15 protein-coding genes and 1 tRNA gene are annotated in these 22,094 nt (G+C 55.1%); 5 read left to right on the forward strand and 11 right to left on the reverse strand.

Going from position 1 to position 22,094, the window contains the following annotated elements; all coding sequences use genetic code 11:
- Positions 1–64 precede the first annotated feature (64 nt).
- Positions 65–1,426 carry a GTP-binding protein gene (locus tag AB0A83_RS01610; protein WP_367155264.1) on the reverse strand — a complete coding sequence of 454 codons (1,362 nt, stop codon included), beginning with the start codon at positions 1,424–1,426 and terminating at the stop codon, positions 65–67.
- A 75-nt stretch (positions 1,427–1,501) separates the two neighbouring features.
- Positions 1,502–3,544: a TonB-dependent receptor gene (locus AB0A83_RS01615; RefSeq protein ID WP_150046235.1), complete on the reverse strand. Its 2,043-nt coding sequence runs from the start codon at positions 3,542–3,544 to the stop codon at positions 1,502–1,504.
- Positions 3,545–4,223: 679 nt separating this feature from the next.
- Here AB0A83_RS01615 and AB0A83_RS01620 point away from each other — a divergent pair.
- Positions 4,224–4,997 carry a haloacid dehalogenase type II gene (locus AB0A83_RS01620; protein WP_150046236.1) on the forward strand — a complete coding sequence of 258 codons (774 nt, stop codon included), beginning with the start codon at positions 4,224–4,226 and terminating at the stop codon, positions 4,995–4,997.
- Positions 4,998–5,017: 20 nt separating this feature from the next.
- Here the strand turns inward: AB0A83_RS01620 and AB0A83_RS01625 are convergent, their stop codons facing one another.
- Positions 5,018–7,696, reverse strand: coding sequence for a methyl-accepting chemotaxis protein (locus AB0A83_RS01625; protein ID WP_197737402.1), 2,679 nt, complete (start codon positions 7,694–7,696; stop codon positions 5,018–5,020).
- Between the two features lie 379 nt (positions 7,697–8,075).
- Between AB0A83_RS01625 and AB0A83_RS01630 the strand changes: the two genes are divergently transcribed.
- A complete protein-coding gene (locus tag AB0A83_RS01630; RefSeq protein WP_150046237.1) occupies positions 8,076–8,921 on the forward strand; it encodes a mechanosensitive ion channel family protein in 846 nt (281 codons plus the stop codon).
- 81 nt (positions 8,922–9,002) lie between these two features.
- On the opposite strand, the gene AB0A83_RS01635 is transcribed toward AB0A83_RS01630, so the two are convergent.
- The 3 genes from AB0A83_RS01635 to AB0A83_RS01645 all read right to left on the reverse strand — a co-directional run bounded on the left by AB0A83_RS01635 (position 9,003) and on the right by AB0A83_RS01645 (position 14,938).
- Positions 9,003–10,022, reverse strand: coding sequence for an HD domain-containing phosphohydrolase (locus AB0A83_RS01635; RefSeq protein WP_367155266.1), 1,020 nt, complete (start codon positions 10,020–10,022; stop codon positions 9,003–9,005).
- A gap of 15 nt (positions 10,023–10,037) precedes the next feature.
- Complete coding sequence (locus tag AB0A83_RS01640) at positions 10,038–13,712, reverse strand: response regulator (protein WP_367155267.1); 3,675 nt, start codon at positions 13,710–13,712, stop codon at positions 10,038–10,040.
- A gap of 587 nt (positions 13,713–14,299) precedes the next feature.
- Positions 14,300–14,938, reverse strand: a complete 639-nt coding sequence (locus AB0A83_RS01645) for a phospholipid-binding protein MlaC (RefSeq protein WP_367155268.1) — start codon at positions 14,936–14,938, stop codon at positions 14,300–14,302.
- A gap of 671 nt (positions 14,939–15,609) precedes the next feature.
- On the opposite strand from AB0A83_RS01645, the gene AB0A83_RS01650 reads away from it, so the two are divergent.
- Positions 15,610–16,176: a YceI family protein gene (locus tag AB0A83_RS01650; RefSeq protein WP_150046241.1), complete on the forward strand. Its 567-nt coding sequence runs from the start codon at positions 15,610–15,612 to the stop codon at positions 16,174–16,176.
- A 46-nt stretch (positions 16,177–16,222) separates the two neighbouring features.
- Here AB0A83_RS01650 and AB0A83_RS01655 read toward each other — a convergent pair whose 3' ends face one another.
- Positions 16,223–16,870 (reverse strand): DUF2959 domain-containing protein, encoded by a 648-nt coding sequence (locus tag AB0A83_RS01655; RefSeq protein ID WP_367155269.1) that lies wholly within the window; start codon positions 16,868–16,870, stop codon positions 16,223–16,225.
- 349 nt (positions 16,871–17,219) lie between these two features.
- On the opposite strand from AB0A83_RS01655, the gene AB0A83_RS01660 reads away from it, so the two are divergent.
- Together AB0A83_RS01660 and AB0A83_RS01665 are read left to right on the forward strand one after the other, a co-directional pair.
- A tRNA-Ser gene (locus AB0A83_RS01660) sits at positions 17,220–17,307 on the forward strand.
- Positions 17,308–17,479: 172 nt separating this feature from the next.
- Positions 17,480–17,605 (forward strand): Arm DNA-binding domain-containing protein, encoded by a 126-nt coding sequence (locus AB0A83_RS01665; RefSeq protein WP_232056744.1) that lies wholly within the window; start codon positions 17,480–17,482, stop codon positions 17,603–17,605.
- On the opposite strand, the gene AB0A83_RS01670 is transcribed toward AB0A83_RS01665, so the two are convergent.
- From AB0A83_RS01670 to AB0A83_RS01685, 4 genes are all read right to left on the reverse strand, one after another.
- On the reverse strand, positions 17,586–17,771 hold the full coding sequence (locus AB0A83_RS01670) for a hypothetical protein (protein WP_367156191.1): 186 nt from the start codon (positions 17,769–17,771) through the stop codon (positions 17,586–17,588). The two genes, AB0A83_RS01665 and AB0A83_RS01670, sit on opposite strands and share 20 nt — an antisense overlap.
- Before the next feature lie 99 nt (positions 17,772–17,870).
- A complete protein-coding gene (locus AB0A83_RS01675) occupies positions 17,871–18,599 on the reverse strand; it encodes a beta-ketoacyl synthase chain length factor (protein WP_367155270.1) in 729 nt (242 codons plus the stop codon).
- The gene (locus tag AB0A83_RS01680) at positions 18,596–19,804 is read right to left on the reverse strand and encodes a beta-ketoacyl-ACP synthase (protein WP_367155271.1); all 1,209 of its coding nucleotides are present in this window, start codon (positions 19,802–19,804) and stop codon (positions 18,596–18,598) included. The genes AB0A83_RS01675 and AB0A83_RS01680 overlap by 4 nt, the downstream gene beginning before the upstream one ends.
- A complete protein-coding gene (locus AB0A83_RS01685; protein ID WP_367155272.1) occupies positions 19,801–22,092 on the reverse strand; it encodes an MMPL family transporter in 2,292 nt (763 codons plus the stop codon). The genes AB0A83_RS01680 and AB0A83_RS01685 overlap by 4 nt, the downstream gene beginning before the upstream one ends.
- Between the last annotated feature and the right edge of the window lie 2 nt (positions 22,093–22,094).

Consider the following 22,094-nt stretch of genomic DNA (forward strand, 5'->3'; position numbering starts at 1 on the left):
GGTTGGAAAAGTAGGCCGGCGATACGGTTTGCATCGCCGGCGGGTCGAGCCGTTTGCTTGCGCGTCATTGCGCGAACCAAAGCGGAAACGGGTCTGCATACCGGCGCCAAGCCATGGGGCCTGCCGCCAATTCGGCCTCGGTCAGTAAGCAAGCGTCGAGCTCCCGACAGACTTGTTCGGCATCGAGGTTTTGGCCGATGAACACCAGTTCCTGGCGGCAATCGCCATAGGGTTCTTGCCAATGTTCGCGAATGTCTTCTAGGTACTCTTCCGGCCATTGATCCTCCGGTACCGACGCCCACCAGCGTCCGGCCAGACCGTGGCGCATGATGCCGCCGGCTTGCGACCAGTTGCCGGCGTGCTCGGGTCTGGAAGCCAACCAAAAAAAGCCTTTGGAGCGCAGCAACGTGCCGTTTTCCCACTCGCCTTCGTGCAAATGCTGGTAGAAGCGTGTTGGGTGGAAAGGGCGGCGGGCAGAGTACACAAAGCTGCTGATACCGTATTCTTCCGCCTCGGGAACATGCTCGCCGCGCAATTCCTTGAGCCAGCCGGGAGCCTGTTCGGCTTTTTCAAAATCGAATAGCCCGGTATTCAATACTTTGCCGAGGTCGACTTGGCCCATCGCCATCGGCACGATTTCGGCGTCGGGGTTCAGGCTGTGCAAGATGGCCTTGAGGTTGACGATTTCGTCGCTGGCGATCAGATCGATTTTGGAAATCAGGATCACGTTGGCGAATTCGATTTGGTCGACCAGCAGGTCGGCGACATTGCGCTCGTCGTCTTCGCCCAAAGCCTCGCCGGCCTCCTTCAGACTCAGGGCTTCCTGGTAGTTGCGCATGAAGTTGACGGCGTCGACCACGGTTACCATGGTATCCAGTCGGGCGATGTCGGCCAGGCTAGCGCCGGTTTCGTCGCGAAAGGTGAAGGTTTCGGCAATCGGCAGCGGTTCGGCGATGCCGGTGGATTGACAAAACCCATCCTTGGGTTTTGCCGCTGGCGCGGTGCTTGCGCATCCCAATTTGCTCCCGGCAAATTGGTCAATCACCAGATAATCGAAGCGGCCGTCCCTGGCCAAGTTGCCGACCTCGATCAGCAAATCCTCTCGTAGGGTGCAGCACAAGTTTGCCGGGAGCAAACTTGGACGGGCAAGGCCCGGTGCGGAGCACGCAACCCAAGGATGGGTTGCGCAAATGCACCCGTTACTCATTTCGACCAGTTTTTCCTGGCCGCGATTCAGCTGCACCTCGTTCTTGACCAGCGCGGCGTCGATGTTGACTTCGCTCATGTCGTTGACGATCACCGCCACTCGCCGGTTTTCGCGATTGCTGAGTATGTGATTCAGCAGCGTGGTTTTGCCGGCGCCGAGAAAGCCGGATAACACGGTTACCGGGAGTTTGGGTTGATGAAAAGGATTAATTGCTGTCATTGGTATGTTATATTATAACAATTGGTGATTCAAAAAAAGGCGCTCCTCTCGGTGCGCCTTCGCCGCTATCGATAATTAATAACTTAATCTAAACCCTACTTCCGCCCCGCGTCCGGCTTCCGGCGCAAAATTGCGCAGATAAGAGGTCGCGTTGCGGATGTTTTGATCCAGCAAGTTGTTGCCTTTGGCAAACACCAGCAACCGGGTGTCGTTGGTCGCTTGAATCTGGTAATTGACGCCGACGTTCAGCAAGTAATACCCTGCGGTAGAGGTCTCGAACTCGCCGACGTGAGTTTGCTCGTCGGCACGGGTCAGACGCAGATAGCTGGAGAGTTTGTCCTGATTGTAATCCAGTTGCAAACCGTAGCGCAGCGGCGGCATGCGCGGCACGTCGCCGCCGTTGACGAATTGGCCGCGGGTGTAATCGCTGAACAAGGTCAGTTCCAGCAGGCCGAAATGGTTTTCCAGCATCGGGAAAATCAGCTTGGCTTCGTAGCCTTTGAAAATGGCGTCCTGTTGGCTGCTTTGCACTACCGGTTTGCAATCCACCGCGCACGGGTTGCCGTCTTCGTCGACGAATTGCCCGGTGCGGCGTTGGTAGATGTAATCCCCGGCCCAATTGTGAAACAGGTCGAGCTCGGCCCGCAACCAGTCGCCGTTGAAGCGGTAACCCAAGTCCAGGTTGTATGCGGTTTCTTCGTTCAGGTTCAAACTGCCGATTTCGAAGCTGCGAGTAGCGTCGTGGTAACCGTTGGCCAGCAGTTCCTGGACATTGGGCGCCCGCGATGAGCGAGTCACAGCCAGATTGATGCTGTTGCTAAGGTCCAATTTCCATAATGCCGCCGCCGATGCGCTGACCGGGGTATAACTCAAGGGGCTGAAACCGTCCGGATGAATATCGGTTTGCTCGACGCGAGTACCGAGCTGGTAGGTTACCGGGCCGAGATCGAAGGCTTCGACGCCGAACACCCCGTAACTATAGGTATCCGATCGCGGCACGATGCTGGCACCGCTCAATTTCTCGGTTGCGTTGAAATCGCTGATCTGGGCTTGAAAACCGACCGCGCCGCGTAGCGGACCGATGTCCTGGTGATTAAGTTCGATACGGCCTTCGTAGCTTTTGTTGGTGAAGAACGCGCCGGGCTCACCGTTGGCGATTTCGGTATGCTGATAATCGGTGTAACCAAGACGGGTACGCACACTTTTAGCGAACGGCAACGGATTGTTCAGTTCGCTTTTGAAATCGTATTTGTTCTGCCGCATTGCGATTTGTACGGTTTCTTCGCCGGTGCCGTCCGGAGCGATGCCGTAGGTATTGTTCAGGTTATTGATCGAGGCGCCGGCATAACCGAAATCGTCGATCCAAGACAAACCGGCCGAACCGCTGATCGCTTCCGCCCCGGTGTTGTTTAAATAGCCCTTAGGATTGTCGACGACAGACAACGACGGATCGGTAGTCGCTACCTTGGCGCTGTCGATGCCGCGACCACCGATGTCCAAATTGTTGCGGTGGCGGTAAAAACCATCCAGGTGGTAGGCGATGTGATCCCGGCTACCTTCGATTTTCATCGTCGTGCTGGTTTCGTCGCTGGTGGAGTCGAAGCGTTGCTCCAACGCCGCGTTCAAGGCTTTGTCGAAGGCCTTGCCGGGAATCCGGTTGTCGATCACGTTGACTACCCCGCCCATGGCGCCGCTGCCGTAGAGTAAGGTCGCCGGCCCGCGCAACACTTCGATGCGCTCCGCCAGCAGCGGTTCGACGCTGGTGGCGTGGTCCGGACTGATCGCCGACACGTCGTTGGCGCCGATGCCGTTATTCAATACCCGCACCCGCGGACCGGCCTGACCGCGTATCACCGGCGTGCCGACGCCGGGTCCGAACGACTGGCTGGAAATGCCTAGCTCGTTTTTCAAGGTGTCGCCGATGCTGTGACCGGTTTTCATTCGTAATTCGTCGTCGCTCAAGACGGTAATCGGCGACAAAAAGTCGGACAGTTTTTCGCGAATCGGCGAAGTGACGACCACGGTTTCCAATACCGGAAGGGACTCTTCCGCATAAACAGGCCCCGGCAAATTGCCGGACACTACTAATAAAATCAGTCGGGTGTGTTTTGAACTCATATTTTCAACGTTATATCGTCACTCTTGGTGACGCAAAACAGCGCGTCAATTCCGATCCGGTTTCAGTCGGCGCTACGATTGCGGATAGCAGGGTAGTGTATCCCGACAATGTAACCGGCCTTTTACAGCCCATACCCATGCCTTTATCGTTTGTTACCAGCATTCGCTCTAAATGTTCGAAGCATCCATTGCCCTGGACCAATCCTGACCTCGCAGCAACTCGACTGAACAAAAAATAGACATTTAATGGCATTTCCGCCTGCGAATGCTTCGGACAAAGTCTTGACCCACTCGGTTTAGCAACAGCAGTGGCGCACTTGAGACGGCGGATAATTGTTATAATATAACAACACAAATCGCGACAAACAAGCCATCTCTCAACGCAATACTTTTATGCTGCAGGATACGCCCGTGAACGGCCGCCGCTCATCCCCGGTTCGGCCGGCGGTCAAAGGATGCGCTCCGCATGACTCCAAATCGCCTGGCAAGCGTTCGCACCTAACATTAGGCGTTGGTGTTGTTTTGTAGTATTTTGCTCGCCACTCAGTGCGCCCGGCAGACCGACTTTTGCAACTCCGCCGACGCCTGATTACTCACTATCCGTAAAGACCTTGCCTAGCCATCGCCGGCTTGCGATTGGCTTAGTCAAAAACCACACCCTTGCTTCCGGAGAACCGTCATGCCCTTAACCCGACGCCGCTTCCTCGCCTTAACCAGCGCAACCGCCGGCGCGGCCTTGTCGCCATCGCTGATCAAGGCCGGCGGCACTGCTGCTCCAACCATCAAAGCCATTGCCTTCGACGCTTTTACCGTGTTCGACCCGCGACCGGTCGCAGCAGCAACAGAACGGCGCTTTCCAGGGCGCGGCAGCGAACTCAGCGCGCTGTGGCGCAGCCGCCAGTTCGAATACAGCTGGTTGCGTACCCTGGGTGGACGTTACACCGGTTTTCGCAGCATTACCGCGCAGGCGCTGTCCTATGCGGCAAACGCGCTTGGTTTGCCGTTAGCCGACAGCGACCGGGACGATCTGGTCGCTGTGTTCGAACAACTGCCGGCCTGGCCGGACGCACGACCGGTATTGTCCGAATTACGCGAACGCGGGATACGGCTGGCGTTTTTGTCGAATCTGCCGGAAGCGATCTTGCTGAAACTGAGCCGGGACAACGATTTGCAAGCGCTGTTCGATCCACCGCTCAGCACCGACCGGGTAAGCGCTTTCAAACCGGACCCGCGCGCTTATGCGATGGCGCTGAATGCTTTCGGGCTAACCAAGCAGGAAATAGCCTTCGCCGCCTTCGGCGCTTGGGATGCGGTTGGCGCCGCCTGGTTCGGCTACCCGACCGCCTGGATCAACCGCCAGCACTTGCCGTTGGAACAGCTGGAGCAGATGCCGGCAAAAATCGGACCGGATTTGACGACATTGCTCGAAATGACGCAAACGGCCCAAATCTGAACATCCAACAAATCGTCTGCCTATGCGGCTTTCAGAGTAAAAAAGGCCATCAGCCGCTGTAATTGTTCGGTTTGACTGGTCATGTCTTGCGCGGTGGCCGCCAACTGCTCGCTAGCCGCGGCATTCTGTTGGGTCACTTGATTCATGTAACTCATCGCGGCATTGATTTGATTAACGCCGTTAGCCTGTTCGCCGGAGGCCAGAGCAATTTCCTGCACCAATTTCGAGGTCTCGATGATGCCGGGCACAATTTCCTGAAGCAAGCTTCCCGCCGTTTCGGCGGTATCGACGCTGCTCACCGCCAATTCACCAATTTCTTGCGAGGCTATCGAACTGCGTTCTGCCAGTTTGCGCACTTCGCCCGCGACCACGGCAAATCCTCTGCCGTGCTCGCCCGCCCTAGCCGCCTCGATAGCGGTATTTAAAGCCAACATATTGGTTTGAAAAGCAATGTCGTCGATGATACGCACCTTGTCGGCAATGTCGCGCATCGCTTCCACGGTGAGTTTGACGGCTTGCGCGCCGTCGCCGGCATCCTGGGACGCTTTACCGGCAATCGCCTCGGTGTTTCTGGCATTTTCGGCATTTTGGTAGATGGTGGAAGTCATTTGCGCCACGTTAGCGGAGGTTTGCTCGACATTGGCGGCTTGCTCGCAGGATACTCGCGCCAAGGATTGCGAAGTCGCGCTGATTTGATCTGCGGCGTTCGCCAATTGTTCTGCGGCACCGGCTACTTCGGTAATGGTCAAGGCCAGCCTGTCGATGGTGTTGTTGACGGTATCCTTGAACGCCTGCAACTGTCCGCGATAACTAGCTTGCATCGACCGGGTCAAATCGCCGTTCTCAACGCTGTTCAGCACGTTTATCGCTTCGCTTAAGGGCGCGATGAGGTTATCCAGCGTATGGTTAACGCCTTCGACGATTTTTCGATAATCGCCCTGATGTTTGCCGAGATCGGCACGCGCACTCAGCTGCCCTTGTTGTGCGGCACCAGCCAGCATCAAGGCATCGGCTACCAAGGCATTGATGGCGTCAATGCACCCGTTCAAATTGCGCTTGATCAGGTTAAAGTCGCCCTGGTATTCGGCGTTGATTTTTGCCGGAATATTGCCTTTGGAAATAGCGTCTATGGTATTCGCCGCCGTGTTCAACGGGCCTATTACTGCGTCTAAGGTCGCATTGAACCCCTCGACGATTTTGCAGTAATCGCCCTGATGCTTGCCGGCATCCGCACGCATCGACAAATGCCCGGCCACCGCCGCCGCCGCGAGGTCGTTGGCGTCTTTTATCAAGGCGTTGATAGCATCGATGCAAGTATTTAAATTGTTCTTGATGACATTGAAATCGCCGTTGTATTCAGCGGTGATCTTTGCAGGCATGTTGCCCATGGCGATTGCGTTGATCGAACCGGCCGCCATGTTCAACGGACCGATCAAGGCATCCAGCGTCGAATTGACCCCGTTGATGATCTTCCGATAGTCGCCGAGATGGCGGTTGGCATCGGCGCGTGCGCTTAAATTGCCGGCAACGGCCGCCGCGGATAAACCGGTCACGTCACCTATCAAAGCATGCACGCTGGATACCGCCGAATTCAAACCGTTTTTCAGTTGATTGAACTCCAAACCGTAATCGTTATGGTCCGGCGCCGGCATTTCTCCTTTGCCCAGCTTGCCCAAGCCCGACAACATGGCCTTGACCGAGCGCAACACGCCGGTTGTGGTTGTCCAACTGACGTAAACGAAGCACGCCAACAGCAGCAATACCGTCCCGAACAGCTTGATACTGGAAAGCCGAATCCGCGCGATTCTGCCGTCCAGCGCCGCGTTCAAAGCGCCGTTCAAGGCCTCGGAGGCGGAAAAATGCAAGTCGATGACGGCGGTTAGGTCCCGCATGAATACGTCCGGGGCAAGATCGAAATTTTGCGCTTTCAGAAGCTCGGTTTCCACCAACTTGCTGAGGCCTTTGGCCTTTTGAATCATCGTTTGAATGTCGGCGAGGGTGGAGGCATTCAGCGTCGAAATTTTCACCACGTTTTCCATCAACAACATCTGCTGGTTATCAAACGACTTCAGCGCATAAAAAATCAGCACCAAATCGTCCCGGGCAAGCTGCTTTTGCATCAAGGCTTTGGTTCCCAGTCCGCGCACGTTGGCTAACAGTTCGGCCATTTCCGGCAATTGGCTTACCGACAACGCTTGCAAATAATAGCTATCGATTTCCGGGTCCAACGAAAGCGCCGAAGCATCGGCGATTTTCCGGTTAAAGTGCAACAGACTTTCTATCCAAGCGGTATGCAGCCAAAAACTGTCGTCAGCTTTGGTTTGGGGTAAGGAGGCAAGCAGCTTCGCCCATTCCTGCCGTAATTGCGCCAAATCCGCGTCCATGCCTAATTCGGGGTGGTTTTGGTCGATTGCGGCAATCTCGGTTAATTGCGCGTCGATGTCTCGCCGAGTCGCCAACCAGCGTTCGGCTACCGAAGAATCTCCGGCCAGCGCCCGGTTAGCGAGGCCACGATGCATCTGTACTGCCTGCAGTAGTTTTACGGTCTTGTGCAAGTATTCGCCGCCGTGCTTCTCTTGTTCGGTCATGGCAATTTGTTCCAGGCTGCCGCTCAGTAGCGCAGCGCTCGGCGGGGCAAACATCATGATTGCCAGCAGTGTTAACGCTATGAATTTATACGCCAGTTTCAAATTGTTCATTCGCTACTTGTCTCCGCCGAAAACCATAAATAGAGCGCCTATCGCGGCAAGGGTGCGCTAGCTCCCTGCGCGCCGAAAGGGGGGTAGTTTTACGCTACAAAGAATAGACAAGGAGAGCGAATACGCTAATCGGCAGACGCTTTATGGCCGGACTTGGGTTTACGAAGTGTCTCAGCGGAGATGCTCTCTCGCCGCTCTCAGTCTTGCAGTGCGATTTTTGAATTATTGCCGGCTCTAAGGTTATAGTGAGTCCGGCTGATTTTCGAACGAACAGCCGAAGACTCGACCGTCTCCGCCAAACCTAAAAGACTGCTGCTTGTAGCATGCGGCGGCTGGCGAATATTTTGTGCCGCACACTAAAAACCAAACGAGGCCTACCATGAATCTCGACATAAACACGGACAAATTATCGAAATTGACCGACACCGCTCTTGCCCATTTAACCGAAGTAGGCTTGAAAGTCATAGGCGCGCTGCTGCTGTTTCTGATCGGCCGCTGGCTGATCAAGATTGCGATCCGCTTGATGTCCGCCGCATTCGACCGTCAGCATTTCGACCACACACTGGTCAGCTACATCAGCTCCGTGGTGTCGGTAGGCTTGAATGTTGTACTGATCATCGCATTGCTGGGCTATTTCGGCGTGGAAACCACCTCTTTTGCCGCATTGATTGCCGCGATGGGTATCGCCATCGGCGCGGCTTGGGCCGGCCTATTGGCCAACTTCGCCGCCGGCGCGTTTCTGATCGTGTTGCGCCCGTTCAAAGTAGGCGACTTCGTAACCATGGCCGGCCTCACCGGAACTGTCAAGCAAATCGGCTTGTTCGCGACGACCATCAATACCCCGGATAACGTGATGGCCGCTATCGGCAACAACAAAATCTTCTCGGACAATATCCAGAATTTTTCGGCCAACCCCTATCGCCGGGTCGAGCGTATCGCACAGCTAGCTCACGGCGTAGATCCGAATGACGCAATACGCCGTTTGCAACAGGCATTGGCAAGCATTCCTAACGTATTGACCGACCCTACCCCCAGCGTGGAAATATTGGATTTCAACCTGTACGGCACGGTGTTGGCCGTGCGGCCGTTTTGCCACAACGACCATTATTGGCAAGTCTATTTCGATACCAATCAGGCAATTGCCCGGGAGTTTGCAGCGGCCGGCTACCCGATACCGGAACAGCGTTGGGTCACCCGGCAATTGGACGCGCCGGCCGCACCCTAAATAAACATCGCAAGGCTTGGACTTTAACGGCCGGCGCCACGCCGGCCGCATCGAATCGGCAAAGGCGCTACCCGTGCGTTTTTAACCTTCATTGATGGAGAAGCCGTCTTCCATCCCCTGCTCGCGCTTATCCCATTCGTCTCGAATTTTCAAAACGTCGGGCAAGCGGCTTAAAAACACCTGCACCAAGCCCTCGTCGAAATGGTTGCCTGCGTTATCTTGAAAATACCCCAAGATGCGATCCAACGGCCATACGTCTTTATACGACCGTTTCATCGACAGTGCGTCGAACACGTCGGCCACTGCGACGATACGCGCGGATTCCGGTATTTGTTTCCCCGACAGACCGTTCGGGTAACCGCTGCCGTCCCATTTTTCATGATGATTCAGCGCGACCTCCGCGGCTAATTGAAACACCGGCGCGCTGCTTTGTTTTAAGATGCCGTAGCCGATTTGGGTGTGGGTTTTCATGATGGCCCATTCATCCGCATTCAATTTGCCGGGCTTTTTCAATACCGAATCCGGAATGCCGATTTTGCCGGTATCGTGCATAGGCGCGGCTAATTCCAATAATTTACAGCGGTCGGAGTCCCAACCTACCGCTTCCGCCAACAGCCGGCTATAGGCCGCCATCCGCCAAATATGCATGCCGGTATCGGTATCGTTGTAATGGCCGGCTCTGCCCAACATATGCACGGCATCGCGGTAACTTTTTTCCAGCGTCTCGGTTTTGACGAGCGACAAATGTGTTTTTACCCTTGCTTGCACAATAGGCACCGACACCGGTTTGGCGATGTAATCCACCGCTCCGACGTCGAATCCGGCTTTTTCGTCGATTTCATGGTTCATGCCGGTGATAAAAATGATAGGGATATGTTCGGTCGCGGCATTGCTCTTCAAGCGGCGGCAAACTTCGTAACCGTCCATATCCGGCATTTGCACGTCCAGCAATATCAAAGCCGGCCGGTGCTTTTTAACTGCGCACAAGGTTTCTTCGCCGCTACGGGCAAACACGAGTGCGTACCTATCCTTTAATGCCATGCGCAAAATACCCAGGTTATAGGGTTCGTCGTCTACACAGAGTATGGGACCGCCGGACATACCAATTCCCCCGAATTACTGGTTGACCAATTGTTCTATCAGTCGTCGCGTTTCTCGTTCCGCTGCGCGAAAATCGAAGCCGTCCAGCATATCGAATAGCGGTTTTAACGCACGGTAAGGTAAATGCGCCGCCAATGCTTGCAATAGCGGCTCGGCTTGATCAGGGTTGTCGCTATCCAAGGCCTGCAATAATTCCTGCAACAAGCGTAGCGAAGCTTCAGCGTCGTTAACTTCCGCAACGGTTGTTGCGTCTATCGGCAACGGCGGAGCGATGCGGGCTATTGCCTGCAATGCAGCGTCCAATTCGGCTTGCAGCTTGCCCGACAACGCTTGCGCCGGTAAACCGGCTGCGAGCGCTTGCTCCAACTGTTCAGCCAAACGCCAAACCGTCATGACGGCCAAATTACTCGCAGTCCCTTTCAGTTTATGCACTAGCGCGTTGGCTTCGGCAATGCGTTTTGCGGCAAGCAACTCGCCGATTTCATAGCCGTCGCGGCCGTGCGCATCCGCAAATTTGCGCAAATATTTGTAATAGGTTGCCTCGTCGCCCCAACTGTGCAAACCTCTTGCCATGTCTATGACCATGTCGGCTTCCTCAGCCTTGCCCGGCTGTACCGGCAAGGCAGTCGCCGGAATATCCGGAATATAGCGTTGCAGCAAGGTCACTAATTCGTCCACGTCGAACGGTTTAGCCACGAAGCCGTTCAAGCCGGCCGCCAAAGCGGCAACTTGCTGATTTTTAAAAGCTCCCGCAGTTAATGCGATAATCGGCAACGACTTCAAACCCAGCACGTCCCGAATTTGCCGGGTAGTTTCGTAACCGTCCATCAGCGGCATCTGTATATCCATCAAGACCACGTCAACGCCTTGGGTATTCAGGTTAAGCCATTCGAGTGCGACCGGTCCGTCATCCGCCACTTGGACGCTGCCGCCCTCCGCTTCCAATATGCGCCGCGCCATATCGCGGTTAATTTCGCTATCGTCCACCACCAGAATGCGCAAGCCCGCGAGGCGTTGCTTATCCGGCTCTGCGTAAACGGCATGGACGCCATGCTGCCCTAGGCGCTTACGCTTGGCTTCCGACACCGCGTTATATAGATTGGAGGCGGTAATCGGCTTGCTGAGCACCCCATCCGCTAGTTCGATTCCGGCTTGGCGCAGCAAGTTCTCGCGATCGTAAGCCGTGGCGATCAGGATGATAGGCGCAGCCGCGTCGCCCAGCGATTTTTTAATGCTGATGCCGGCTTCCAAGCCGCTCATACCGGGCATATACCAATCCAGCAAGACGATGTCGGGCAGCTTGTTCAGTTGAGCCTTTTGAAAAAACCGCTCCACGGCCTCTTCTCCCGAGCAAACTACCTCGGGGTTCCAGCCGATGCTGCGCACCGTCGCCGCCAACATATCTCTGGCTACGGGGTGGTCGTCCGCAATCAAAACACCCTGAAACGCCATGGAGGGATGCACAAAATCTTGCGACTCGACCAACTCCACCGGCAATTCGAACCAAAAATCGCTGCCTTTGCCCGGCTCGCTGGCCACGCCGATTTTTCCACCCATTTTTTCGACCAGTCGGCGGCAAATGGTTAAACCCAAGCCAGTACCGCCGAAACGGCGCGAGGTGGAGCTGTCTTCCTGAGAGAAGGCGTTGAATATTTCCGCCTGCTTGTCCAGCGTTATGCCCTTGCCGGTATCTTTGACGCTAAAGCGGATGCGTTCGCTTCCCTGATGCCGAGGCAATCTGCTCGTCGTAATCAGCACGCTGCCCTGATCGGTAAATTTCAAGGCATTGGTCACCAGATTGACCAGGATTTGCTCCAATCGCAAAGCGTCACCGCGCAAAAACTCCATACCCTGCGGTGCCGGGCCCATGCTTAATTCCACGTCGGTTTTATGCTCTACGGCCGACATCAATGTCGCGACATTGTCCAGCACGTCGTTGAGTCTAAATGGCGCGTGTTCGATTTCCAAATGCCCGGATTCGATTTTGGAGAAATCCAAAATATCGTTGATGATGCCGAGCAAAGAACGCCCGGCTACCCGGATTTTTTGTATGAGTTCCAACTGGTTGGCGTCCAGCTGGGTGCGTTCCAATAAATACGCCAAGCCGAGTACCGCATTCAGCGGGGTGCGGATTTCGTGACTCATATTGGCCAGAAAATTACCTTTGACGCTGGCCAGGCGTTCCGCCTCCAGCCTAGCCGCCTGCAATTCTTCGGTGCGCTCGGTCACGCGCTTTTCCAGCCATTCGTTCATTTGCAAAATCGTATCTTGCGCGCGTTTACGTTCGGAAATATCGGCAATCGTGGCGAGTACGAACAATTTACGAGTATCCCGATATGGACTTAAGCCGATTTCAATCGGAAATACGCTGCCGTCCTTGCGGGTACCGTATAAATCCCGTCCCGCGCCCATGGCCCTGCTGGTCGGCGCGCTCATGAATACCCGCCGTTGTGCGGCGTGCTGCGCGCGCATATCGTCTGGCAGCAACATTTCCACGCCGCGGCCTTGCACTTCGGACACCGCGTACCCGAACATCGATTCGAAAGCGGGATTCACCATGACGATGCGGCCTGTCTCGTCCACTACTAACAGCGCATTGGTGTTGGCCTGAAACAACATCTCAAAGCTGGCTTGCGCATCCTGCAGCCGGCGGGTTGCTTCTATTTCGTTGCGCACCAAGGCCGCTTCTTTCTCGGCCTGCATTTTTCCCGCTTGGCTTTGCACCAAACGGGCGATACCTATAGCGAATAACAGCAATACGATAAATGCCCCGAACAGCTTTGCCGGCCAAATGCTCCACGCCAATTGCCGCAGTGCCTCGTCCGGAAACCGGCACAGCACTGTCCAGCGTATTTTATGCGACACGCTCGTATCTTTATCGAACGCCGGAACAACACGTTTCCAGGTCCAATATCCGTCGGGTAACCGCAGATTTCCGCTAGGTTTGTCGAGGATTTGTTGCCATAACCGCGGATTTTTAGTTCCTAAGCGGAAATCTTGTCCAAGCATGAAGCCCCATTCGTCGCTTTGTACCGGACTTTTCAGCCAATAACCGTCTCCGTTTAATAACATCACCCGATCGCCTGCCGGCCCGCTACTGGCAACAAAAGTCTCCAGCATCGAATCGGCCGAAACGTTGATGATCAAAATTCCCCGTGCCCCCCCATGTTGATCGAAGATCTTACCCGCAACTCGGATAGTTGCTTTATAAGGTCTTTCAATCTCGCCGTTTTCGACACTTAAATCGAGGGGAGAAATGTAGACGACGCCGGGGGGCAGCGCCATCGTTTCGGAGAAGTAGTAACGCTGGCGCTTGTTCTGCAATTGCTCTTCAGGCACTACGCTCGGCCGGCCTTCGCGGTTATTGACCCTCACCCGCTCCATGCCGGCTTCGTCTATCCAGCGCACCTGATCATAACGGGGATTACGCGACAGCAACGATGTAAAAGACTGTTCGATTTGCGCTAAGTATTGGCCGTTTTCCGCTTGATAAGCCGCCCTCACCGGTGCCTCGTTGATCAAGCTGTGCAAATGTCTGACCGGTATGGCCAATTCTTGAACTAAGCGGCCTGCCCCTAAATCGACATAGGCCTTTTCTTCGGCCAGAATGGTCGCCACTTCGGTCTTGATGCGCGATTCCGCTAAGGCCCAAGCGCCCGCGATAACCAGAACCGCTACCGGAACGAACAATAGTAGAAACTCTCTCGTTAGCTGAGATAGTCGGCTAGTGTTGGTTCGGCCAACGGATGGGGTTAATTCGACCGGGATTTCAGCCATACATTTAAGTCTATTACACGAGGCATCGGACCAGCATCTAAGCTTATCCGGCAAAATACGCTCAAAGTATAGGCTAGATAGCTTTCGTTAAGCGAGCAGCTTTCGAGTGGTGAAAACCGGCTAAGTAAGCGGACGGCATTTTCAGCGCAATTCGGTGAAAATGCCTGAATTTAAAAACTCTCGATAAGGCATCCTGCTGTTTGGAATAACGGCGGGCTAGACGGCGGATAAGGCGATTAGTGTTATCAATGCACGTACACCTAACGGTCATGAAGGTCTGGCAATCGCCCCGACAAATGAAAGGTCGTTTGGTAGGCGCGACGCATAGTCGCGATGAGGCCTTGCGAATCGCGGCTATGTGTCGTTCCCACCATGATTTTCATAGTAACAGATAAAACCAAGCGGATTGCATACTGACATTAACGGTTGATCAGAGTTTCAAAGCCGGTTAACGCCGGGGCCGGAGAACTGCCGGCTGCGCAACAGCTTGGGTTTCAAGTTTAATTACCGGCTGCGGCCGAAGACTGTTGATTGTGCTTGCGCAAATTGTCCAGTGTGCCTGTCAGAGAACCGCCGTTGGTTTCGATTTCGCTTCGAAACGAACTCCGGTAAGTGGCAACCAAACTCACCCCGTCGATCAGGATGTCATACACTTTCCAACTGCCTCGTTGTTGCAGCATGCGGTAATCCACTGCTATGGGTTTACGCTCCGCCTGTAAGATTTGGGTTTTGATCAAGGTTTTTTGACCGCTGGGATCCGCGTCGCTCGGAAAAAACTTAAGCGACCAATTTTTGGCTTCGGCAAACCCTCTGGCGTACACCCGCATCAGCAAGGTTTTGAATTCGCGGCTGAATTCGGATCGCTCCGCCGGCGTAGCGGTTTTCCAATAGCTACCGAGCACCAAGCCGGATACCAAGTCGAAATCGATATACGGATCGATTTCGCTAGCGACGTAGTCCGATAGCTGCTTGAAATCTTGGCCCGCTCCCGCGCTTTGCAAGTGTTCCTGGATACGGCTCGATACGCTCTGCACAATGGCTTGCGGATCGTCCGCCGCACCGCCTACCGCAGCTTGAGTGCCGGCCGGTGTCAACACCGCTGCGGTAGCCAGCGTTATCGCCAATAAAAATGTTTTCATGTCTGATCTCCGAGTCCGGTCCGTCTATTAAAAAAGCGAGGCGTAAGCAAAAGTACTCTGGAATCTGCCGGCAAAACCGCACATTCCTGAGCGCTAAGGTTACGCCCCGTTCACTAAACCATAAACCGTCGCAGGTTAAAACACTCTTAAAGGCCTGGCGAAATAACCGGACTGCTCTTTTGCCGCCCCTATCCGGCTTTGTTCGCATTCGAACCGCTTTCGTCACGAGGCTCGTCATCCAGTCTGACTTCTTCAGCCGCGCTTTTCGGATTTTGTGCATCTTCCGCATACACAGCTATAGACATAGGCAATGCGGAAATCAGTACCAAGGAGCAGTTTTCCCGATGTGATGTATACGGTTTTTCATCGTGTATTCCTCGTTGAATGACTAAAAACGGCTTCCCCACTATGCAATAACAAGGCCACGGCCGTTCCATTTGGACCGTTTTGGCAAGCATTCAACTAAGCTTTAGCTGATGTCCCTGCCGGTCCGACGCTTAGCCCTAACCGAATAAAAAGATCTTTTCCTCGCTCCTGCCGGCTTCGGACTATTTCAACCTTGTTTGCCTATTACCGAAACTTCTCTACTCTAAACGGCCTCCAACCGCGCGAGACTGTCCATTCGCGCAACCACAAACTAACTTCATTTGACCCTATTCAAGGAGCATCCCATGTTCAAGCCGCTTGCTATCGCCGCCGCCGTTAGTCTATGCAATATTCCGGCGCACGCAGCCGATCGCTATACCATAGACAGCCGCCACACCTTTCCCAGTTTCGAAATCGACCACATGGGCTTTTCCACCCAACGCGGCCGCTTTGATAAAACGACGGGCAGCATCGAATTGGATGCCGCCGCCGGCCAAGGCAGCGTAGACATCCGGGTAGAAGCGGCTTCTATCAGTACCGGCTTGGCGGAATTGGAAGACCGATTGCGTAGCGCGGATTTCTTCGACGCCGGGCAATTTCCGACCGTCACATTTAAATCGGACCGGTTAACCTTTACCGGCGAGCAATTAACCGGGGTGGATGGGATTTTGACGATGCACGGCGTCAGCAAACCGGTGCACCTGGACGTGGAGCACTTTCAGTGCGCGATGAACCCCATCCGGATGAAATACGCCTGCGGCGCTAATGCGACCACCACGCTCAAACGCTCCGATTTCGGGGTCAGCAAATACGTGCCTATGATTGCCGATCAGGTAAAAATCGCCATCCAAGTCGAAGCGTTCCGGGATTGACGCCGGGCGGGGCTAAGCTCTGAGAATATGGCTTAAGTCGCTATTCTCAGGGCTTTTCCATGTTTTGGATGAAGGTGTCGGCCTCGTCTATGGATTTTTCCATCGCAGCGATCAATGTGGAAACGTCGGATTGCACGCTGCCTAACTGGCCTTTCAACGACGCTATCGCTTGCGCGTTCAAATTGTGTTTCAAATACAGCACTTGGTCGCGGAATACCGTCAGCACCGGCTGGATTTTGGCCTCCGCCTGCTTCATCGCCGTTATCAATTGTTTGTACTGAATTCGGGTGGCCGCCAGCTTTTGTTGGCTGTTGCGGCGCATGGCCACATTGCTGTATTGCAGCAACTCGGCTTCCCATTCGCTAAACAAGGCCTCGGACACATCTTCGATATCGCCGATACGTTTATGTACCTCGGTGGCCATCTTTTCGCTGGCTTGGTATTCGCCGTTCAATTTATCGTAACTCGCTTGCAAATCTCCGCCGTTGAACTGAGTCAATGCGGTGAACCGTTCCAATGCCGTTTTGAACTGTTGCTTGGTTTCTTGCTGGGTATCCCTGGCCTTCTCGACCCGATACACCATCACCTCCCGTTTAGGAATGCCGACTTGCTCCAAACCTTTGTAATAAAGACTGGAACAAGCCGTCAGGCCGACCAGCAAAACAGTTAAAACCAGTTGACGCGTTAAGTTCATGTTTTCTCCCGTTTATTGAGCTTTTGATGATAAAACATTCCGGCCGCAACCCTATCGAATCGCATCATGCAAATCATAATGACTGCGGATATTGACCGGTTTGTTGCCGATTCTTGCGGACATGTACAAGCCTATCGGTTAGTTTTGAACTTGAACCGCATGGCGGCTTGAGGAATTTTTGGGACACTCCGGTACTTTAATTCTTATCTGTGAAAATTGGGAAACTTCAGCGTGTAAAGCCACGATTATGATCCCGGCTTTCGCGCTTTCAGGCTCATGTGTCATTGGACAAGACTGATAATTGCAAAATCGACGGTTTTTTAGGATAATTAACAGGATATATTGAATTGGAGAGATGGCCGAGCGGTCGAAGGCGCACGCCTGGAAAGTGTGTATACGGCAACGTATCGAGGGTTCGAATCCCTCTTTCTCCGCCAATTTAAGAGTCTGAAGACATCTCGGACGATCCAAGAAACCCGCAAGCGACAAGGCTTAGCGGGTTTTTTATTGTCCATCGTCGTCTTATGTCGTCTATTGACATACCGCCATTCGTAACGCCAAGCCCAAAGAAAAACCCTATAAACTTCAGGACGAAAAGGGCTTTATCTGTTGGTTAATCCTAACGGATCCAAGTATTTCCGCTACAACTATCGCTGCGCCGGAAAGCGCAAGACGCTGGCGCTTGGCATCTACCCGGATACCGCCTTAAAAGACGCTAGTAGTTCGTTCCATTAATATATTGACTAATTGAGCAAGCTCCAAGTCGAACTTTTTCCAGGCGAACATATTCGTAATCCCGGTCAACCGTTGGCGCCTTACCGGGAACCGGCGGCAAATAGGGAGCCGTTAAGCCGATGGCTTGAACCCCAGGTGTTGATCCCAGTCCACTGAATAATGCCATTGCTGCACCTCGTTAAATAAAGGTAAAACATCGACAATTTCGACGAATTTAAATAGATGGGGCCGTTAAATGCTTACGAAAAGCGATTAAAAAACGACTTTAGTCTGCCAATAGGGCGCTACTGTCGATAGCCGAATAGTCGTGCCGACCACGGGAGAATGCGCTAAGACATTGAGTAGCGGTGAGCAGGCCAATAGCGGTGATTCGGGATTGGAGCCGTGCTCCGGGGGCCGGCGGCCTTCCGGGGTGCGGAGGGCCGAGTAGGGCGATGGCCGAATCCTGTTGTTCCGCTGCAAGGATCAAAGCCGTTGCCAGCGGGCCGCTGCCGTGATGCGGAAATAAATGGACGGGCCAGTGTTCGTCATAGTAAACCAGCAACAATTCTCCGCCGTGGCAAGCCAGTTGCGCCCATGCTTCCAGCACAGCCATCGCCAACGTGTGGTGTCCGCCGGCAATGGCCGTTGCGGGTCGGCGGTTGCCGTGGGCGATGCTCCAGTAGCCGGCGACGCTGTTTTGTACCGAGTTATGGAAATCGCTGGGCGATACCAAGCCGTCCGCTTTAGCCAATTCCGACAACAGCCGGTCGGTGGTTTGGATTTCTCCGGCTACGCTGGCGAACACGGCCGGTAAATCAGCCGGCTGGCGCAAGGCATTCGCGCAGGCTTTTGCCGCTGCGCTGAAGGCTAATCGCATGGATTGGCTGCTGCGCCGGCGCAAGACCGGTGGCATTGCATCCCGTTCCACCGCGTCGCATGCAAACGGCAAGCCGGTCCGAAACTCGTCCGCCGCCGCGCATACGGCATATGCCAATACGCTCATCGCTTTCATAGGGCTGCCTCCAGCAATACGCTGGCGTTGTTGCCGCCGAAGCCGAACGCGTTGCTTAGGATCAGACGCGGGGCTTGATCGACCATCGGCTCGGCGCTCACCGGTAAAGCCAGACTAGGGTCGACGACACGTAAACCGCAGGTACCTGGGATAAAGCCGTGTTGTAAAGCCAGTAGGCTGACGACGGTTTCCACGGCGCCAGCGGCGCCTAAGGTATGCCCCAACAAACCTTTGACTCCGCTACACGGCGGCGGATGGTCGAAAACCTGCAGGATGGCTTTGGCTTCGGCTGCGTCGTTCAGCTGGCTGGCGGTGGCGTGCAGATTGATGTGATCGACCTGTGCGGGTTCGCGGCCAGCCAAGTGCAAGGCCATGCGCATGGCTTGGGCGGCGCCGTAACCTTCTGGATGTGGTGCGCTCATGTGGTGCGCGTCCGAACTTTCCCCTACAGCCAGTAGCCGGGGACAAGCGAAATTGTGCTCGCTAACCCGCTCCAAAAGTAACAAAGCGGCAGCTTCGCCGATATTGATGCCCTGCCGTTCGACGTCCATGGGGCGGCAGGGTTTTGCATCGATCAATTGCAGACTGTTAAAGCCCCGCAAGGTCAAGCGGCACAAGCTGTCTACCCCGGCTATCAACACCGCGTCGCAAACGTCGGCGCCGATCAGGCGTTGCCCGGCGGCCAGCGCTTTGGCGCTGGACGAGCACGCGGTGGATATGGCGTAGCAAGGTCCTTGCAATTCCAATTCGCGTTGTAAAAATTCGGCGGTTGCTTGCGCGGTGTGGGTGTGCAGGAAATCGAAGCCTGCCGGCATGGCACCTGTCCGTGACCATTCAAAATAGCCGGCTTCGGTTTCCAGAATTCCCGAGGTGCTGGTACCGAGTAGCACGCCGATGCGGTCGGCGCCGTAGCGGTTGCGAGTGGTCAATAGTGCGTCGCGAAAATCCATTTGCGACAAGGCCAGCAGTGCCAGTCGGGCATTGCGGCAATCGTAGGCGGATAGCTCGGCGCGCGGTGCGGACAACGGCTTGCGGATTTCGCCGACCACGGTCGCAAACGGCAGCTCGAACAGGCTTAACGGTTTCAACAGGCTGCGATTGACCAGCAATGCCTGAGTTAAGGATTCGACGTCGTTACCGGCTGCACTGGCGCATTGGAACGCGGTTACGGCAACCGCAGCGAGGGCGGGCTGAGGCGCCGTCATATTTCGGCTCTACGCGGAATCAGCAATGGGCAAAGCAAAAAACCTAAGCCCACACCCAAGCAGACCGACAGCGCCAGAATAGGCAAGGTCGGAGTTTTACCCAAACCCAAGGCGGCGAATGACGCCAGGGTGGTCAGAGTAGACGCGGCGATGGCATGATAAGTGATCAGGCTGTCGCGGCTGTTCCGGTCGATAAAAAAAATACCGTAATCCACGCACAGGGAAATGGCCAGCAGCAAGCCTATGACGTGCAAAAAGCTCAAGGCTTCGCCCAAGACTGCCCAGGCGCCGAAAATGAACAAAGTGGCCGCCAAGCACGGTAATAGCGTCAATAAGCCGATGCGTACGCTGTGTTGTTGCCAAGCGACGCAGAGGCCCATCGCCACTATTCCGAGTGCCAGCATCCACAATGAGCGGTCGCGGTAGCGAGCGGCCAAGGAGTCAAGTTGATCTTTTTGACTGTAGTAGCGCACACCCGGCAAGCCTTGCAATGCATTTGCGACCACGGCCGGGTCGTGATCGCCCAACCACAGGGCGAACCCGGCACCGTGCTCGGTTTGCAACGATTGGCCGGCGAGAATTTGTTGGACCGGCGACGTCAGCAGTGCAGCCGAATCCAGAAAATCATGGCCGGCCGCGCGTAGCGCCAATTTGTCGGCCGCCAAACCTTGTGCGTTTAACGCGGCGTGCCAAGTCTCGCGAAACTTTGGCGTGATGGCGGCGTTATAAGTCTCGCTGTTGCGGTGTTGCAATTGTTGGGATACCAGCCAGGGAAATAAACCTTGGTAGCCGCTCAAGCGAGCTTCCCCTTGCAGCGTTTGCAAGCGGCGTTCGGCGGCCTCGCTGCGCTGCAATGCGGTTTCCAAATCGTCGGCCTGGACCAGCACGAAGCGGCCGGGTTCTATGTGAGAGAAGTGGCTGCGCACTGCTTGATCTCGTTGTTTTAGTTCGTCCATGTTTAACGCCAGATTTTGCATATCGTCCATCCAGCGCACTTGCGGCAACCAGGCGATGGCCACTAGGGCGGCGCAGCCGAATCCGATTAGCAAGTGCCGGCGCCGGCGTCGGCAGAACCCTAACCAGCCGGCTATGCCGGGTAACTCGACCGGGTGCAAGACGACATTCGCCAACAGGGCCGGCAAGACGTAGCGGGTCAGGAGCAACGCGGCAACGATGCTGAATAAGGCAAAGGCCGCAATTTGTTCGAAACCTGGAAAGCCGCTGGAACCCAACGCCGCATAACCGATGACAGTGGTCAAACCGCCCATCGCCAGGGCAGGCCACAGCAAGCGTGCCGCCTGATGCGGCGTTTCGCCGTGCTTGGCCGCGTGCACCATCACGTGTATGGGATAATCCACGCAAATGCCGATCAAGCTGGCACCCAAGGCCAGGGTCAGACTATTGACTCGTTCGAACAGCACGGCAATGCCCAATGCTCCGCACAAGAAGGCCGCGGCCTGGATCAGCAAGATCCAATGCAAAGCCGCAAAGGAGCGGAACAGTAATAAAAACACCGCAATCACCCCAGCGCCGGAGGCTGCCGACACCAAACCGACGTCGCGGCCGATTTCCCGTTGTGCGGCACTGCTGAACACCGGTACGCCGGCCATGGCCAGTCGGAACGAACTTCCGTTCTCGGCGTTCAGCGCCGAGAACGTTGTAACAATTCCGGCTTGCAGGCGAGTTTGCGCATCGGCGTCCAGGGCCGCCGCTCGGCTGTTGAGCAACAGGGCGCCGTCGGCCGTGGCCGATACGAATTGTTGTTTGATCCGTTGAAAACCTTGCAGCGACAATAACAAAGGGTCTTGTTTGGCTACCGTTTTGACGAATGCGGCTTGCGGCGACAACAAGGCTTGTTTCAGCCCGGCGGCTTTGGCCGGCAAGGCCGCCGGATCGAATATCGCAGCTGCGTCCGCTTCCGGATTCAAGCTGAAAATGCCGGCATGATGAGGAGCATACGAAGCCAGCGCATCGACCCAGGCGCGCGGCGGTTGTTTGGCTAGCCAGACCTGTTCCACGTCTGCCAGGTCGGCCAAACGCTTCACCAACTGATTGCTGAAGGCGGCCAAGGTGGTCTGTTCCGCGTTGGCCGGCGCTTCCACTAACAGCAAATAGCGTCGAGATAGCTCGCCGGATTTAAGTAGATTGGCCAGCAAACGGGAGTCTGCATCTTCGGTGGCGGTGAAAAACGCGTTCAAATCCGATTCCACCCGCAATTGCCAGGAGGTGAGTGCCAGTAGCAAAGGGCATAGCCATAAAAATATCCGTTTACGCCATGGCAAAGACACCG

Source organism: Methylomonas sp. HYX-M1, assembly GCF_040741385.1.
Classification (GTDB): Bacteria; Pseudomonadota; Gammaproteobacteria; order Methylococcales; family Methylomonadaceae; genus Methylomonas; species Methylomonas rhizoryzae.